This is a genomic window from Tunturibacter empetritectus (assembly GCF_040358985.1).
Classification (GTDB): Bacteria; Acidobacteriota; Terriglobia; order Terriglobales; family Acidobacteriaceae; genus Edaphobacter; species Edaphobacter empetritectus.
Genome location: NZ_CP132932.1, coordinates 3149151 through 3164861 on the forward strand (window position 1 = coordinate 3149151; position 15711 = coordinate 3164861).

The 15711-nt window shown below is 59.3% G+C and carries 17 protein-coding genes; 6 read left to right on the top strand and 11 right to left on the bottom strand.

Annotation, left to right across the window (positions count from 1 at the left end; translation table 11 throughout):
• Positions 1–95: 95 nt before the first annotated feature.
• The 7 genes from RBB75_RS13055 to RBB75_RS13085 all read right to left on the bottom strand — a co-directional run bounded on the left by RBB75_RS13055 (position 96) and on the right by RBB75_RS13085 (position 6162).
• Entirely contained in the window at positions 96–575 is a 480-nt protein-coding gene (locus RBB75_RS13055; protein WP_353068316.1) for a GAF domain-containing protein, read from the bottom strand.
• A 61-nt stretch (positions 576–636) separates the two neighbouring features.
• Complete coding sequence (locus RBB75_RS13060) at positions 637–1041, bottom strand: helix-turn-helix domain-containing protein (protein ID WP_179585397.1); 405 nt, start codon at positions 1039–1041, stop codon at positions 637–639.
• 218 nt (positions 1042–1259) lie between these two features.
• Positions 1260–1898: an alpha/beta hydrolase gene (locus tag RBB75_RS13065; RefSeq protein ID WP_353068317.1), complete on the bottom strand. Its 639-nt coding sequence runs from the start codon at positions 1896–1898 to the stop codon at positions 1260–1262.
• A gap of 219 nt (positions 1899–2117) precedes the next feature.
• Entirely contained in the window at positions 2118–2918 is an 801-nt protein-coding gene (locus tag RBB75_RS13070; RefSeq protein WP_353068318.1) for a class I SAM-dependent methyltransferase, read from the bottom strand.
• Positions 2919–2984: 66 nt separating this feature from the next.
• Positions 2985–4139: a hypothetical protein gene (locus RBB75_RS13075; protein ID WP_353068319.1), complete on the bottom strand. Its 1155-nt coding sequence runs from the start codon at positions 4137–4139 to the stop codon at positions 2985–2987.
• A gap of 449 nt (positions 4140–4588) precedes the next feature.
• Positions 4589–5335, bottom strand: coding sequence for a 3-oxoacyl-[acyl-carrier-protein] reductase (fabG, locus tag RBB75_RS13080; protein ID WP_353068320.1), 747 nt, complete (start codon positions 5333–5335; stop codon positions 4589–4591).
• Between the two features lie 32 nt (positions 5336–5367).
• On the bottom strand, positions 5368–6162 hold the full coding sequence (locus tag RBB75_RS13085; protein ID WP_353068321.1) for a YqjF family protein: 795 nt from the start codon (positions 6160–6162) through the stop codon (positions 5368–5370).
• Between the two features lie 74 nt (positions 6163–6236).
• Here RBB75_RS13085 and RBB75_RS13090 point away from each other — a divergent pair, with 74 nt between their 5' ends.
• Positions 6237–7856, top strand: a complete 1620-nt coding sequence (locus tag RBB75_RS13090) for an FAD-dependent thymidylate synthase (RefSeq protein ID WP_353068322.1) — start codon at positions 6237–6239, stop codon at positions 7854–7856.
• Positions 7857–7875: 19 nt separating this feature from the next.
• Here RBB75_RS13090 and RBB75_RS13095 read toward each other — a convergent pair whose 3' ends face one another.
• A complete protein-coding gene (locus RBB75_RS13095) occupies positions 7876–8871 on the bottom strand; it encodes a hypothetical protein (protein WP_353068323.1) in 996 nt (331 codons plus the stop codon).
• Positions 8872–9200: 329 nt separating this feature from the next.
• Here RBB75_RS13095 and RBB75_RS13100 point away from each other — a divergent pair, with 329 nt between their 5' ends.
• From RBB75_RS13100 to recA, 3 genes are all read left to right on the top strand, one after another.
• The gene (locus tag RBB75_RS13100; RefSeq protein ID WP_353068324.1) at positions 9201–9671 is read left to right on the top strand and encodes a hypothetical protein; all 471 of its coding nucleotides are present in this window, start codon (positions 9201–9203) and stop codon (positions 9669–9671) included.
• Positions 9672–9795: 124 nt separating this feature from the next.
• Positions 9796–10149: a hypothetical protein gene (locus RBB75_RS13105; protein WP_353068325.1), complete on the top strand. Its 354-nt coding sequence runs from the start codon at positions 9796–9798 to the stop codon at positions 10147–10149.
• Between the two features lie 318 nt (positions 10150–10467).
• Entirely contained in the window at positions 10468–11535 is a 1068-nt protein-coding gene (recA, locus tag RBB75_RS13110) for a recombinase RecA (RefSeq protein ID WP_353068326.1), read from the top strand.
• A 520-nt stretch (positions 11536–12055) separates the two neighbouring features.
• Here recA and RBB75_RS13115 read toward each other — a convergent pair.
• The 3 genes from RBB75_RS13115 to RBB75_RS13125 are packed head-to-tail and all read right to left on the bottom strand — an operon-like array spanning position 12056 to position 13783.
• Positions 12056–12655: a Spy/CpxP family protein refolding chaperone gene (locus RBB75_RS13115; RefSeq protein WP_353068327.1), complete on the bottom strand. Its 600-nt coding sequence runs from the start codon at positions 12653–12655 to the stop codon at positions 12056–12058.
• A 1-nt stretch (position 12656) separates the two neighbouring features.
• Positions 12657–13178 carry a hypothetical protein gene (locus tag RBB75_RS13120; protein ID WP_353068328.1) on the bottom strand — a complete coding sequence of 174 codons (522 nt, stop codon included), beginning with the start codon at positions 13176–13178 and terminating at the stop codon, positions 12657–12659.
• The gene (locus RBB75_RS13125; protein WP_353068329.1) at positions 13175–13783 is read right to left on the bottom strand and encodes an RNA polymerase sigma factor; all 609 of its coding nucleotides are present in this window, start codon (positions 13781–13783) and stop codon (positions 13175–13177) included. The genes RBB75_RS13120 and RBB75_RS13125 overlap by 4 nt, the downstream gene beginning before the upstream one ends.
• 126 nt (positions 13784–13909) lie before the next feature.
• Here RBB75_RS13125 and coaD point away from each other — a divergent pair, with 126 nt between their 5' ends.
• Positions 13910–14413, top strand: coding sequence for a pantetheine-phosphate adenylyltransferase (gene coaD, locus RBB75_RS13130; protein WP_353068330.1), 504 nt, complete (start codon positions 13910–13912; stop codon positions 14411–14413).
• Between the two features lie 48 nt (positions 14414–14461).
• Entirely contained in the window at positions 14462–15658 is a 1197-nt protein-coding gene (locus RBB75_RS13135) for a pyridoxal phosphate-dependent aminotransferase (RefSeq protein ID WP_353068331.1), read from the top strand.
• The last annotated feature ends 53 nt before the right edge of the window (positions 15659–15711 follow it).

Genomic DNA, 15711 nt, shown 5'->3' on the forward strand with positions numbered 1-15711 from the left:
TTAGCCAGTCAGCCAGTCAGCGGGAGTTGTACTGATTCGCTGCTGACTTGCTAACTCGCTACCCGCTTTTGCGGCTGCACGCCAAACAGGAGACGCTACCGCAACCTGGACTCGGCCCAAAATGCCTCGAGCACGCGGGCACACTCTTCAAGCAGAGCCTGCGCGTCGGCATCGAAGGCATTCAGATGCTCGCTCTCCACATCCAGCGTCCCGATGACGAGATCGCCGTGTCCATGGGCCAGAACCGGAACGATAATCTCCGCCCGCGTGCTGTCGAACGTCGTCATGTAGCCCGAGTCATCGGCCACATTGCCGGCGTTGACCGTTCTGACTCCGGCAATTGCTCTCGCGGTCAGGCCCTGTGTCATCGGAAAAGCGGGTTGAGACGGCGCGGAGTACCCGCTCCACGCAATATTCACGACCAGTCCGCGCTCAAAGTCCACATCATAGATTCCCACCCAACGCCAGGATCCTTCCTTGCGAATGGCATCCGCGATCCGTTTCGCTCTGGTGGAGCGATCGGATCTTTCAGCAGTGATATTTTTGAGCTTATTCAGAAGTTCGCTATTCGGCACCAGTTGATTCCCTCGGTCTGAGTAGAGTAAGGCGAACCTCGTCTTTCGCTGCGCGTCAGACTTAGCTAAGCGTCGTCTGGGCGAACTTCCGCACCATGGCCAGCAGCAGCCTACGGTCGCTCTCCGACAAGTGCGCCGAGTAACGCTGCACCTGGGTCAAAAACCGGATCTCCTCCTCGCCCAGGTTCAGCCCCGACATCTCTTTGGCCATCGTCTCTTCGGCGAAGAACTCCGAGAGCTGCAAGTCCAGCGCTCGCGCAATCTTCTGAAGTGTCTCGAGCGACGGCACGGTGTGCCCATTCTCCACACGCGAAAGGTAACAGCGCAGCAGCCCGGTCCGCTTCTCGATGTCGCCCTGCGACATACCTTTTTGGAGCCGATATCCGCGAATCGTAGAACCGATATTCATCGAGATGGAAAGAGCCTCAATCGACTCGTTCGCCAGATCAACAGGTATTGTTTGCATGTCAGCCATTAGCCACAAAGTAAACAGCCGCAACGAGTTGGTCAATGGCTAACTTTGGGGATCAGGGCAACTCCGAACCATCCCAGGTTCATGACAGGCAGTTACCGGCCAAACCCTGAAGCCTTACTTGAACTTCGCGCAACTCAGGAACCGCACCCGGCATTACAGGATCAGTTACTAGTCTTGAAGTAACCTCAGCTAGTATCCCAGGGCAGTGATTACTTCATCGACTCTTTCGCAGCCTCGTCAATCAGCGCCGCTACCTCAATAGGTTTTGAAGCCAGCGAAGCGTGACTAGCTGCGAGGGTAATGATTTTTTTTGCCCCAAGTCGAGCCGACATTCGTCTCTCATTTTCCGGCGCGATCATTCTGTCTTCGCTGGATATCTGATACCAGGAAGGCTTGTTCTTCCAAGCGGGAACTGAGATCGTATTGCCAAATGTGCTAGCGAGCGGCGCCTTCTGCGTGACAGCCATTACGAGTCCTTCGTCGTCCGTTAAGTCCTGACAGAAGCTTTCATGAAATTTATCTGGTTTAATCCATAGAAATCCATCGCTGTCGGGAGCTAGGTTTGCCGCTGCCGCGGGAAGATGTTCTTGAGTGATTCCCCCTAGGCTCTCCCCGGCGTCCGGCGCAAATGCTGCTATATAGACCAGGCCGACCACGTTCGGTTGATTTCCAGCCTCGGTGATGACAGCGCCGCCATAGGAGTGACCAACCAATACGACCGGCACCTTTTGCTGCAAAACCATCTTCTTCGTCCGTTCCGCATCCTCGGCAAGAGAGGTGAGTGGCAATTCAACGGCGTGAAGATCTGTGTAGCCTTTGCGGGAAAGCTCAACAATTACTTTGCCCAATGGGCAGCTCCGCCCCAAAAGCCATGAACGAGAACGATTGTAGGTTTGACGCTCATCCTTTTTGCTCCTCAATGTTGGGATAGGAAGCGGCCGGAAAGCAACTCTACCGCGCCCCTTGGTGCGGCCGATAATACCAGCTATATGCAGGGTGCGTCATAGACCAACGTGATGTGGCAATCTCTGCTGGTCGGGGCATAGAGTTTCGTAACAGTCTCGATCCTACCCCGTCCCCCCCACCCACCGGTACACGCTGCACAGATCCTCCGGCGAGGCTACGTGGTCCGCCGCCGCATCCTCCTCCGACAGCTCCACGGTCCCGGTCCATAGAAGCCTGAAGCCGGCATGAGCCTCCAGCAGCTCGCCTGCCTCGGGGTTGAAGTAGATGACGTCCAGCAGACCCGGCCTGCCCGCAAATTCAGCCTCCAACCGCTCGATCAGACGCTTTACCACCGGAGCCGCGAACGGATTGAAGAGGTAGAGCAGGCACGGCCCGTCCGGAAACGAGAACTCGGTCGCGTCCTGGTGGAGAATCCGCACCGGACACACCGCTCGCCCCGCGCCGGTCGCACCAGTCCAGGCGGCCAGGTTCGACTCCGCGGTCTTGGCCAGCGAGGCGTTCAACTCCACCCCGATCACCTGCCGAAACGAAAACTCCGAGGCCATCATCACTGCGCGACCCTTCCCGCAGCCCAGATCGACGAAGCTGTACTGAGAGATCGCGGCGTGCTCAGAGCCGGAGATCCAATCCTCGACCACGCGCCGAAACCGCGAGGGAGCCATACCGTAGTAGGCAGTATTGAAGACGTCGTTCTTATGCCCCGTGCGCAGGTCGCCACCGCCGATCAGGCCGCTGGTGTCGACGCCGTAGCGTTGATCGAAGGGATGCAGCACCGGCTTTTCCAGACCCGCGGCGCCCTCCTGATGCTGCAGGCGGCCCAGTGCGGTACGCATCGTTCCCGCCAGCCCGCGCTGTGCGAGCGACCATCGCAGCTTCGACCATGCGGTGTTGAGTCTCGTCATTGAATTTTGTGTCTGCGTCAGGATCTACGAAACGATGCGCCGGCCGCTTCATCTCTCGATAGAAGTCTAGTGCAGCTCCCAATGCAGCGCAGGATCGACCAGCGTCTGCAGCAGAAAGTTATTTTTTGGCGGCGACCAGTGGGCCACACGGCGCAGCAGTGAGACAAACAGCGACCGCTTCGCCACCACAATATCGACCGCCTTCTCGGAGACGAACGCGTGCCGCATCGAGTGCGGAGTTCCTCCTTCGAAGTACAGCCTGCCGGTTCCAATCTTAATCTCGTGCTCGATCAGGTACGCGCGGATCACCGTCCCAACCGAGTATCGTTCGAGTCCTCCGCGATTCATCTGCCAGTCAATCTCCGACACGCCATGATGTCTCCTGCCGCCCAGCAGGCTGATCCACTGGCCGTCCGGCCGCTTCACACCAACGCAGAACAACCCGTCCAGCGCCTTCATGGAGCTGTATCGCCGCTCGAGCACGTTCTCGGAGACGGGATGGGTCGACGCCTCGTTCAATTCGATCAGCTGAGCCTTGTTCAGCATGCTCTTCACGTCGCCTTCGAAGATGCACCCCAGCTCAGCCTCGGCCTTGCGGCGGTAGTACCGCAGATTTCGCCGGGTGTGCTTGCCCATGGCGGCCAGCGTCTCATTCACCGTCTTTTCCAGCACAATGGTCGCCCCTACCTCGCGGGTCTGCGTCGTCCACAGGCGCTTCTCATCCCCGGGAACCGAGCCGTCGAAACACGCCGACCACGTCTCGTCGCCCTCGCCCGAGTAGCTGAGCATTACCACCTGCGCGCCATTGGTCATTAGGTAGCGGCCTACGTTGGCGGAGATTCTGGTTCGCTCGGCAGGCGGCGCAATCACGGCCCTGCTGCCGTTGAAGTCGCTTGTGGTGAAGACCCGCGACGGCATCCCCAGCACCTTGTACTCATAGACCAGCACGGCGCCCTTCAGGTCTTCGGCCCGCAGCTCAGTAACGGTTAAGTCCCGACGCTTTCCTGCCAGCACCAGGTAGGGAATCTTCTTCAGATTGTCGGTTCCGGTCAGGAAGTACTCCAGGTAATCCATCGCTCCGGTCTGTTCGCAGAGCGCGCTCAAACGGATTAGGACTGGCTGCATGCGCAGAATCGCCTCTCGCCCACGCAGAACGAGAAGGTGCGCAGCATCCAGATCACTCCCCAATAGGTCTTTTGCTTCATCTCTGGTCGACAGCATAAGTTACTTCGTGAACCGAGGATCGTGGAACTGGAACGTCAGGTATTTACTTGCAGTACGACAGATAGGATCTGGTCTCTGGTGATAAGGCAGTCCAGTCTGTGGAACAGGCCTTTGCCAGTTCCAAGTAGTTGCTGATTGAAACAAATCAAAGACATTTTTCGGGAGACGAATCACGCGATAGCTGAAAGGCTTACGCCAAATCAATCAGATTGGATCTCTGATTCAACAATTGCGGCAATCACTCTGGACCCGGACCTGCTTCAAAGGCTCCCTGCAACCTCTTTGAGAGAGGCAACCCAAACAGCTCTGGACGGGGTGCAAAAGATCAACCTCAAAACTCAAAAAAGAAAATTGAACCATAAATCACGTACTGGAAAGACTTTACAGCAAGTACTCGGCGAAACTATGATAAATTTTGTCGCTGCCAAGGGTACCCATAGGCCGGGTTACCCCATGTACATTCCGCCGTTTACGTCCAGCGTGTGCCCGGTAATATAGCTGGCCTCCTCCGACGCAAGGAACGCAACCGCATGAGCCACCTCAATGTCGGTTCCAACTCGTCCCAGCGGAATGAACTGCGCATTCATCGCCTTTTGCTCGGCGGTAAGGACCTCGGTCATCGCCGTCTCGATAAATCCTGGCGCCACCGCATTCACCGTAATCGTCCTGCTCGCCAGCTCGCGTGCCAGCGACTTGGTCAACCCGATCAGCCCCGCCTTCGAGGCTGCATAGTTCGCCTGCCCCGCCTGTCCCGTCTCCCCCACCACCGAGGTCACGTTGACGATTCGCCCCCACCGGCCCTTCACCATCTGCGACATCACCGCCTGCGTCATCAGGAACGCGCCCGTCAGGTTGGTCGTCAGCACATCGTCCCAATCCTTCCGCTTCATGCGCAGCGATAAGATGTCCCGCGTGATGCCGGCGTTATTCACCAGAATGTGTACCGCTCCAAAGTGCGCAATCACCGCCTTCGCGCACTCCTTGATCGACTCCTCGTTTGAAACATCGAGCGCAAACGCATGCGCCTTTCCACCCGCAGCCGCAATCTCCGCAGCAACGTCGCCCAGCTTCTCGAGATTCCTCGCCGCCAGCGCCACCGTCGCTCCCGCCCGCGCCAACTCCAGCGCACATGCGCGCCCAATCCCCTGCGAAGCTCCCGTCACCAACGCAACACGTCCTGCCGAAATGCTCATGACTCTCCTTGAAACAAATCACCGAAACAAACTCACTCATTATACGAATCGGCCTGGGCGTTCTCCGAGCGGTCTTCCCGCAGCGACCAGATATAAACATGCAGCTCCCGTGCGAAGTGCAGCACCGGCGCACGATCGGGCAGCGCGATGCCATGTGCCGCAGGCAGTTCGTTCACACGAATCTCCGCCTCAGCCCGCTCCAGCGGCCACGGAAGATGGTGGATGTGCCCCACCAGCACCTTCCCCCCATGCGGAGTAAACAGGCAGTAGCGCTCCGTCAAAAAATGCTCCAATGTGCCGTCTACACTCGGCCCTGCGACCTTACCCAGTCCGCGATAGCTTGCTTCAAACCGTACGCTGTGCTTCGACATCAGCCTCTTGCTTCTGTACTCGATCGTTCCATTCGCCGAAACCTCTCGCTGCATATTGGCCAGAAAATACGGCAGATGAAAGAGTGTCCGCGCCCCCAGCACAGCCAGCGCACTCGCGGCATCGAGCGAGAAAAAATATACGCCACGCAGGCCAGTGACCCGCGAACGCGCATAGGTCCGCAGATTCAACTCGCAAAACTTCCCAGCACTCGGAACAGCGACGCATCTCTCGCCCACCGCCCGTGTCCGTACCTGATCCATCCAGAAAGGCACTACACCCACCCATGCCCATCCGTCGAAGCTGTCGACCTCCAGCCCTGCTGGCAGCAGTCGCGCCATCGCCTCAACCGCAATCGGCCAGTGCGCGAACAGCAGGTCGCTCCAGCGCTGCGCCATGCGCCATCTCCCCGCAGGCAGTTCGTAGGGACGGTGATCCAGCGCCTTCAAAACATCCATTCCCCCAGCATAGTCGTCCCCGAAACACCCGTCGGAAGCCCAGCTTCACGGGATCAAGTATCCTGAGTCTCACCATGCCAGCGACCCACAACTCAGAGAACAAAATCGACAGCCATGCGACCTCCTCGCCCGCGAATGCCCCCGCCGCGCAGCCCCCCGCGAGCGAGACCGACGTCTACGCCATCCACGGCGCCGACCCCGAGGTCCTCGCCTACGCCATGGCCAAGTACTCCCGCTCCGCCCTCACCATGAAGGAGTCCCTCGCCGAGATCAGCTCCCAGCGCGCCGAGCAGTTCCTCAATACCTTCTACTTCGCCTACGGCCATCGTTCCATCGCCGATCTCGCCCACATCCCCTTCGCCATCGAGCGTCTCTCTCTGCTTGCTGCGATCGAGCTCGTCGACGAGCAGCGCTGGGACGGCCAGGAGCGCTCCACCCGCTACCAGAACTTCCGCCTCTCCGGCTGGTTCACCCCTGCCCTCGGCGACGAAACCTCAACCTTCACCACCGCCGTCGAGCGCCTCTTCGCCACCTACGACAAGGTCAGCTCCGGCATGCTCACCGCGCTCAAGGCCGCCATCCCGCAGCCTGAATCGATGAAGCCCGACGCCTACGAGCGCACCCTCAAGGCCCGCGCCTTCGACGTCGCCCGTTATCTTCTCCCCCTTGCGACCAACACCTCGCTCGGCCAGATCGTCAACGCCCGCACCCTCGAAACTCAGGTCTCCCGCCTGCTCACCAGCGACTTCGCCGAGATCCGCCAGCTAGGCGAAAAGCTTCGCAACGCAGCCTCCGAGCCCGCATGGAACGTCCAGCACGCCGCCGGCGAGGTCCTCTGCGAAGAGATTGACTCCCTCGACGCCGACTGCGGCCGTCGCGCTCACGAGGCTTTCCTGCGCCCCGTCAAAGCTGCGCCCACGCTGGTCAAATACGCCACCCCCAATGACTACCAGCGCGAGACCCGCAGCGAACTCGCCCACGCCGCGAAGCTCCTCATGGGCAGCCAGCCCATCGCTCCCGCGCCTGTCGTCGATCTACTCGACGGCGACGAGCCCCTCGAGGTCGAACTCGCCACTTCGCTCCTCTACCCGCACAGCCACTACCCCTACCGCCAGCTTCGCCACCAGGTCGCCGCCCTCAGCGCCAACCAGCGCGGCGAGATCGTCTCCCTCGGCACAAAACATCGCGGCCGCCACGACGAGCTTCTCCGCAGCTTCTCCTCCGGCCACAGCCTCCGCTTCGACATCCTCATGGACATCGGCGGCTTCCGCGACATGCATCGCCATCGTCGCTGCGTCCAGCTCCTGCAGCCCTACACCGACCTCCACGGCTACGACGAGCCCATCTGCCCAGGACAGCCCACTCTCGCCGAAGCCGGCCTCGAAACCCTTTACAGCGAGACCCTCGCCGCCACCTACGCGACCTACCGCAGCCTGCGCGACAGCAGCGTCCCCGAGGCCGCGCAATCCGCCCAGTACATACTCCCGCTGGCCACCCGCTGCCGCTCGCTCTTCAAGATGGACTTCGCCGAGGCCCTCTACATCTCCGAACTCCGCAGCGGCATCGCCGGCCACTTCAGCTATCGCCGCGTCGCCTGGGAGATGTACAAAGCGGTCGCCAAAAAGCACCCTTCGCTGGCCCAGTACTTCCGCATCGAAGACGTCAACGAGCCCGTGGATCTGTTGCGGCGATAAGACTACCTCGCGGCCTGAGCTAGTTGCTGCCCGACGGGGAAATAGCGATGTCCCGGTAGTAGGTCGGCTTCCACCGCAGCAAGTTCGCGGTCGACTTGCACGGCGTCATCCACGCAAACGCCGTCAGGTACAAGCGGTTCTTCGACCGCGCGCGAATCTTCGGCATAAGGTAGCGGTCGATCGCATCCTCGCCGACATTCCAGCCGAAGCCGTACACCGGAGTGATCACGAAGTCCTGAAATCCAGTCTCGTTGGTCGTGCGCCCCAGATGCGCGACATAATACGTGTTCCGCCCGCTGTTGCCGATCGAAGCCTCGCTCACCGGCCCCACCTTCCACTGCGCGCTGTACACCGCCGACCACGCCATCGCCTTCAGCCGGCTGCGCCAGTAGTTGCCATTGTTCTCAAACACCAGCCCCCGCGCCTTCGGATCGTTCTGCTCAAAGATGCTGCTGGTAATCGCTCCCATCATCGGATGCCCGATGTCATGCACGATGAACGTCGTATCGTCCGACCACTGGTACCAGCGGTAGTGTTCGACGCAAAACACATACGTCGACCAGTAAGGATTCGACGTCAGATCGTTCCGCGTCTCCGAGTCCAGCAGAATGTTTCCCGAGTGCTGCGCCGTAAGAAACTCGAACGACTGCCACAGCATCGGCAGCCACTGCACTCTGCACGGCTTCCCCTTGATCCTGCCGCTCTCGCAGCCCTCGGTCAGCTCCTCCCTGGCCATCTCCCGCTCCGAGGCAGGAGCTTTGATCGTTCCGCTGCCCGCCCCGCCCCCCGACCCTCTGAACCTCAGTGTGCTTGCGGAAGAAGCAACCATCAGGCCATCGGTGGCGTCATCGCCAGAACTAGAGCCGGTCACACCCGCCATCAAAGCTGCGCTTGGTACCGGAGCATTTGGAAGAGAGTCAAACGGCACCCCAATCCCAACCGGGCCCTCTGCCTTCGGTCCAGCAGCGCCGGCGAGGCAAGCGTGCGTGGCGGTTGCCAGAAGAAAAAATCCCATCGCTCTAAGCAGGGAACTAAGCAGGGAACCTCTAAGCAGAAAACCGGGGAGGCTGCTACGGAAAGTTTGGGTCAACTGACGCTCCGAGGGTTTAAGCAACCAACGTTCAGCGCCAGGTGACCTGAGCCAGGCGGCGCGCAGCCGAGCGTACTCGAACCAGATCACCAAAAGCAACGAAAAGCTGAGCAACGAACAGCTGCTGGAAGCTGGGTCCATGCAGAGAGCGAATACCGTGTAGAAACGCAGTGCTTGCCAGCCTCCACGCGCAGAGCTATAGTTTGGGGCGCGACTGAGGGGGTGGCTGAATCCGCGCCAGCGTTTTAAACCTTGTGCTCTGCCTCGCCTTCCTCCTCTCTGCCTCCGCGGTGGGCCTTGCCCAGCAGCCTGCCAAAGACTGGCACGATCTCGAGACCCTCAAGCCCGGTGCCTCGATCCGAATCACGCTCGCCAGGCAAAGAACTCTCTGTGCCTTCGATTCGGTCAGTGAAGAAGCAATCGTCTGCCACAAGCGACAAGCCGGAGTGGATCGCTCGCTCTCCTTCCTCAGAACGGACATCCATCAGATCCGAGCCCGCAACGCAACCGGATCGATCATCGCAGGGGCCGCACTGGGCGCAGGCGTCGGTGCCGGAATCGGTGCCCTTGTCGACTCGCGCATCAACAATCCCGGCGCCACCAACAACGCAAAGTTCACCGGCGGACTCGCTCGTGCGGGCGGCCTCCTTGGCGCTCTCTTCGGCATCGCCACCGAGTTCGTCCCAGGCAAACTGCTCTACAAAGCGGAGAGCCAGCACCCCTGAACACGGCGCCCACGTCTCACTCACTTCTGTTTTAGTGAAACTGAATCCCATCCTGTCGAACAGCCATACGGGTCATTGACACAATCTTGCCGTCGCAGCTAAGGTTCGGGTACGGAGAATTTATTTGAAGACAAAATGGCTAATTGCTGCAATAACGTCAGTTACCTTAACTACGCCAACGTTCGGGCAGGTTGGCATCTACATCGGCAGAACACCGCCCCCGCTGCGTTATGAAGTACGGCCACCGATGCCCGGCGATGGATATGCCTGGGTCGATGGTTATTGGGGAGTCAACGACGGCCGTTATGCCTGGGTTCCCGGCCGCTGGGATCGTCCACCTTATCCCGGCGCCTACTGGTCCCATCCGCACTACGACCACTACCAAGAAGGCTGGCGCATGCACGAAGGCCACTGGGACCATGAAGACCATGGCGACCACTACGATCATGGTCATCATGACCATGACGACCACCATTAGCACTCAGTAAAGAGGTCCTGCCGGACGGGCCCACTGCGCGTGGGGCGGTCACTTCGTGACTTGTATACCGGCTTCGCCCAGGCCTTCCGATGGTCGGCACAAGATCTTTTCTCGCGACCAACGGGAGCGCCAACCGAAGGGGTATACAAGTCACGAAGTGACCGCTGCCCGCGCAGTGGGCCCATCCGGCAGGACATGATCTTCTAGAATCACCTGCAAGTTGTATTCGCCTTTTATTTGCTTTTCCCGCTTTGAATGCTAGAATCCCAAATTGAAACATCAACCTCCCTCTTACCCACCCCTCAGGAGAGAAATCACGTGGCAGATGACCGCAGCAAGGCAATAGAACTGGCCCTCTCCGGGCTGGAAAAGCAGTTTGGCAAAGGTTCCATCATGCGGCTCGGCTCGAAAGACGTCGTGCCCATCTCGGTCATCTCTACCGGTTCCATCTCCTTCGACGCAGCGCTCGGCGTAGGCGGCGTCCCCCGTGGCCGCGTCATCGAGATCTTTGGCCCTGAGTCCTCGGGTAAGACCACCATCACCCTCCAGATCATCGCCGAAGCGCAAAAAGCCGGCGGCCTCGCAGCCTTCGTCGATGCCGAACACGCGCTCGACCCAGCCTACGCCGCCAAGCTGGGCGTAGACATCGACAACCTCCTCGTCTCGCAGCCCGACTACGGGGAGCAGGCCCTCGAGATCGTCGAAGCCCTCGTCCGCTCGAACGCCATCGACGTCCTCGTGGTCGACTCCGTCGCCGCGCTGGTCCCTAAGGCTGAGCTCGACGGCGAGATGGGCGACTCCCACATGGGGCTACAGGCACGTTTGATGAGTCAGGCGCTGAGAAAGCTCACCGGCACCGTCTCGAAGTCACGCACCTGCCTGATCTTCATCAATCAGATCCGAGAGAAGATCGGCGTCATGTTCGGCAACCCCGAGACCACCACCGGCGGCAAGGCGCTCAAGTTCTACTCCTCCGTCCGCATCGACATCCGCCGCATCGGCGCCGTCAAGGACGGGGATTCCGTCGTCGGCTCCCGTACCAAGGTCAAGATCGTCAAGAACAAGGTCGCCGCACCCTTCCGCGACGCCGAGTTCGACATCCTCTACGGCGAAGGCATCTCCCGCGAAGGTGATGTGCTCGACCTCGCCGTCCTGCACAACATCGTCGACAAGAGCGGAGCCTGGTACAGCTACCAGGGCGAACGCATCGGCCAGGGCCGCGAAAACGTTCGCGCCTTCATGAAGGAAAACAAGGACGTCTTCGCCCGCGTCGACGCCGAACTCCGCAAGAAGCTAGGCATCTCCGGTGTAGCCTCAGCCGACGTCCCGCCAGTCCCCACAGACGGTCCCGTTCAAGCCAAGGAAGCCGTCCGCGCCAAAAAGTAAATCGTCACAGCAGGGAAGCACTAGAGGAAGCGCCGGCATAAGAGTTTGCCGGCGCTTCTCCTGCCTACAACGCGTCATCTGGCTCAAGCCCCCATCATCCACCTACAAGGCGTCATCTCGACCGAAGCAGCGAACAGCTTCATCGTTCGTTGCGCAGTGGAAAGACCCCGCATTGCTTTTCTTTAGATCCGGACAAAACAATTTTTCGCTGTCAAGCCCCTATCGAAGCTAAATCCATGCAACCAAACCACATAGGCGTGGCGTATGAGTTATATCAAAAAGCTTATACTGGAATCAGATCGAGAAAGCCCCGGACGAAACCGGGGCTTTCTTGCGAAAGAAACATCACAAACGCCCGTAACTCCTTCGCCTGCACGAATCTGCACGTAACTCATTTAGAATGAGGTTTTTGCAGGCCAATGATGCGTCTAAGTATATGATAATAAAGGATTTGCGCGCGGGTAATAGGGGGGGGGTGCCCCTGTCAGGGGAGGAGTCAAATCGGCAACAGAGCTGCCTCCTACTCCATCCCCTCGCCGCCTGGACCGCCCGGAGGGGGTGCCTGACCCTCGGAGCCCCGTCCGCCCGGGTCACCCTGCATCCTCATGCGGCGATGGTCCCGCATCTCGGCCTGCAGTTTGGTCCACTGGTCCGGCGTCAGCACATTGCGAATCCCCAGCAGCATCTTGGCGTTCGCCTTTTCAAGCTCGGCTCGCGCCTGGGCCGTGTGGTCGATCTGCGCCAGAATCTTGTTCGTATCCGGAGGATCAGCCGCCAGCATCGGCTCCATCAGAACCTCCTGCTTCTCGACCGCGGCCCTCAGGTCGATCAGTTGCAGTTTGCTCTGCTGCAGGATGTCGTCCATCTTCTTCTGCTGGTCCGGAGTCAGGTTCAGCTTCTGGATCAGGTCGGGATTGTGCCACCAGATTCCTGGAGGCCCGATGCGGAAACCCCCGCGCATCCCCCCGCCCCCGTTCCATCCGCCGCGATCCCGATCCATCCCCACGCCCGGCTGAGGTGGCGAACCCGAAGGTGGCTGCGCCGTCAAAAAACTTCCAGAGAGCGTCGCGAATAAAACAATCGAAAGTACAGGTTTCAGGCGCATGTCAGTTCGTCCCATGTCAGTTCGTCCTTTGATCTGAAGTAGAAGTTAGTGAAGTCGTGCTGTCGGTCGGATCGGCCAGCGGCTCCATCGGAGACGGCACATCAGCCGAAACCTTTCGGTCGATATCCGAGAGCAAAGCCTCATCCGACTCCGCAGTCTGCGAAGACGCCGCTGCCGCGGCCTTCGCTGCGGAACGAGCGGCAGATTGCTGCTGGTGCAAGGTAATCGGGAAGAGGGCAGCGACGAAGACTACCGCCGCTGCTGCCCAGTATAGTGGCTGCGAGAGCATGCTGTGCGGAGGCGCAATGGATGAGCGCCGCGCGTAGCTGTGTGCAAACTCCTGCCGCGAGTAAGCAACCGAGGCATCGCGGAAGTGAGAGAGCGAATCGCGCAGGCTCTTCAGCTCCGCCGCGCAGATCAGGCAAGCCTGAAGGTGCTGATCGACCACATCGGTCTCGTGATCGACGCCGGCAGACGGAAGCGACGAGTCAGCGAGAAGAACATCGCAGAGTTGCTCGTGAGTCAGGTGGAGGTTCATAGGGAATCCTTGAGAGAGGCGTTGTGGCGAGCCCGGATGGTCGCGAGGGCTCGGTAAAGATGGGTCTTGACGGTGCTGATCGGTAAACCTGTGATGCTCGCGATCTCGGAGAGCTCAAGCTCCTCGAGGAATCGCAGCAGGAAGACGCTTCGCTGGCGCTCCGAGAGTTCGGTAACGCTCTGCCACACCAGCGTCATCTGCTCACTGGCGATCAGGCGCGACTCGAGGGAGCTGTCGCGATGCGGAACGTACGACGAGATGTCGGATACATCGACGGCGGTATCCGAGACCCGCTTCCAGAAGCGAAAACGATCGGTGCGGGTGTGATCGCGAACCAGATTCAGCGCAATCCGCATCAGCCAGGTCAAGATCGAGCAGTCGCCGCGAAAGCTGCTGCGCGCCGACCAGGCTCGAACGAAGGTGTCCTGAGTCAATGTCTGGGCCACATCGCGATCCCGGATTGAGACCAGATGGAAGCGGAAGATCCGCTGCTCATAGGTGGCCACAATCGAGTCCATATCGTCGAGAGGAGTGGCCGGCGCGTGAGCGATGACCGTCTGTCGCGTCATGGGAAGACTATCGGAGCTGAGAGCTTGTGATGGCATTTGTGACCCGTATTCAGGCTGCTGCGGCATTGTTTACTGTTGAAAGAGACGCCCGGGTGGCCCCGCAAGACTACAGGATTGCCGCGATTTATTTTTTACCCGCGAAGCAAGGTATGCTGCTGATGCATGCATACGGTAAAAGCAATCTACCCCGGAACCTTCGATCCACTGACGAACGGACACCTCGATCTGATAGCCCGCGGGTCGAAGATCGTGGATGAGCTGGTCGTAGCGATTCTTCGCAACTCGGAAAAGGGTACGCCACTCTTCACTGTTCCGGAGCGTGAAGAGATGATCACCGAAGCGACTCGTAGTTTTGGCAACGTCTCGGTAACCACCTTCAATGGTCTCCTGGTCGACTTTGCCCGGGAGCAGGGTGCCAAGGCTGTCCTTCGGGGCATTCGGGCGATCAGCGACTACGAGTACGAGTTTCAGATGGCAATGATGAACCGGAAGCTTGATCCTGAGCTCGAAACGCTCTTCATGATGCCGGCGGAAAAGTACACCTACGTCAGTTCAAGACTGATAAAAGGCGTCTTCCAGCTCGGCGGCGACGTTACAGCTCTCGTACCGCCTCTGGTTGTCGAGCGCCTCAAAGCCAAGGTTCCGAACCGCCTCTCGGGGGCTTGAGAAGACTTGCTCCTTTATCTCGCTGGCTAAATCTGCCAAACTAGAGATATGACTACAGCGACAGCGACGAAGATATTCGCAGACCGTATCGGCCGCATCGAAGTTTCGGCAACCATGGCGATCACAGCCGCAGCGCTGAAGCTCAAGTCTGAAGGCGTGAACCTCGCCGACTTCGGCGCCGGCGAACCTCACTTTTCCACTCCGCGCCACATTAAGGACGCGGCGATTGACGCGATCGAAAAGAACTTCACCCGCTATACCAACGTGGCTGGTATTCCAGAGGTGCGCAAGGCCATCGTCGATCGACACGCCTGCGACTTCGGCTCGAACTACACGCCTGACGAGTGCGTCTTCACTACTGGTGGCAAGCTGGCGTTGTTCAATGCGATTCAGGTTCTGGTGGACCACGGCGATGAGGTTATTCTTCCCGTCCCTTACTGGGTCTCTTTCAAGGACATCATCCAGTACGCAGGCGGTAAGGTCGTTTTGGTCGAGAGCAAAGAGGAGGAGAACTTCCGTATCACGGCGAAGATGATTGAGGCGGCGATCACCCCGAAGACCAAGGCGATCATTCTCAATACTCCGTCGAATCCTTCTGGCGCTGTGGTCGCTCCGGAGGATCTTGAAGCTATCGTCCGTCTCGCCCACAAGCACGGCATTTATGTGCTGCTCGACGAGTGCTACGTCTACCTGACCTTTACGGGGGAGGTCGTCAGCGGTGGCTCTTTCACCGATTGCAAGGAACATATCGTTGTACTGGGTTCGCTCTCGAAGACCTACGCGATGACAGGTTGGCGAGCTGGCTTTGCGCTGGGACCGAAGCCGATCATTGCTGCGATGAGTAAGCTGCAATCGCAGAGCACCTCGAACACGGCCAGCATGGTGCAGCGAGCCTCGATTGCGGCACTCACCGGTTCGCAGGAGTGTGTCACGGAGATGCGTGCTGACTACATCAAGCTGCGCGATCAGACTCTGGCTGGGTTCAAGACCATTCCGGGGCTGACATGCACGGTGCCGCAGGGAGCCTTCTATGTATATCCGAATATCAGCAAGTTCATCGGTAGAGGCGGTGTCCAGTCGGCATCGGACTTGGCTTCGAAGCTGCTGAGCGAGGCGCACGTTGTCGTCGTTCCGGGTGAGGCCTTCGGGACTTCGGAGCATATTCGGTTGTCTTATGCCGTTTCGCACGACGTCGTGGATGAAGGTGTGAAACGAATGCGGGACTACTTTGCAACGCTGAGTTAGCTGTTGATCTTGCGTCTGGACCGCACTGCTGCTTTACGGTGCGGTCTTTTCAC

What these genes read in the sequence shown, in the direction of transcription:
- RBB75_RS13085 (WP_353068321.1), bottom strand. Translation starts at nt 6,162, where the DNA reads ATGGATGTTTTGAAGGCGCTGGATCACCGTCCCTACGAACTGCCTGCG.
- RBB75_RS13115 (WP_353068327.1), bottom strand. Translation starts at nt 12,655, where the DNA reads ATGGGACGAACTGACATGCGCCTGAAACCTGTACTTTCGATTGTTTTA.
- RBB75_RS13060 (WP_179585397.1), bottom strand. Translation starts at nt 1,041, where the DNA reads ATGCAAACAATACCTGTTGATCTGGCGAACGAGTCGATTGAGGCTCTT.
- RBB75_RS13090 (WP_353068322.1), top strand. Translation starts at nt 6,237, where the DNA reads ATGCCAGCGACCCACAACTCAGAGAACAAAATCGACAGCCATGCGACC.
- RBB75_RS13120 (WP_353068328.1), bottom strand. Translation starts at nt 13,178, where the DNA reads ATGAACCTCCACCTGACTCACGAGCAACTCTGCGATGTTCTTCTCGCT.
- RBB75_RS13125 (WP_353068329.1), bottom strand. Translation starts at nt 13,783, where the DNA reads ATGCCATCACAAGCTCTCAGCTCCGATAGTCTTCCCATGACGCGACAG.
- coaD (WP_353068330.1), top strand. Translation starts at nt 13,910, where the DNA reads ATGCATACGGTAAAAGCAATCTACCCCGGAACCTTCGATCCACTGACG.
- fabG (WP_353068320.1), bottom strand. Translation starts at nt 5,335, where the DNA reads ATGAGCATTTCGGCAGGACGTGTTGCGTTGGTGACGGGAGCTTCGCAG.
- RBB75_RS13135 (WP_353068331.1), top strand. Translation starts at nt 14,462, where the DNA reads ATGACTACAGCGACAGCGACGAAGATATTCGCAGACCGTATCGGCCGC.
- RBB75_RS13095 (WP_353068323.1), bottom strand. Translation starts at nt 8,871, where the DNA reads ATGGGATTTTTTCTTCTGGCAACCGCCACGCACGCTTGCCTCGCCGGC.
- RBB75_RS13070 (WP_353068318.1), bottom strand. Translation starts at nt 2,918, where the DNA reads ATGACGAGACTCAACACCGCATGGTCGAAGCTGCGATGGTCGCTCGCA.
- RBB75_RS13075 (WP_353068319.1), bottom strand. Translation starts at nt 4,139, where the DNA reads ATGCTGTCGACCAGAGATGAAGCAAAAGACCTATTGGGGAGTGATCTG.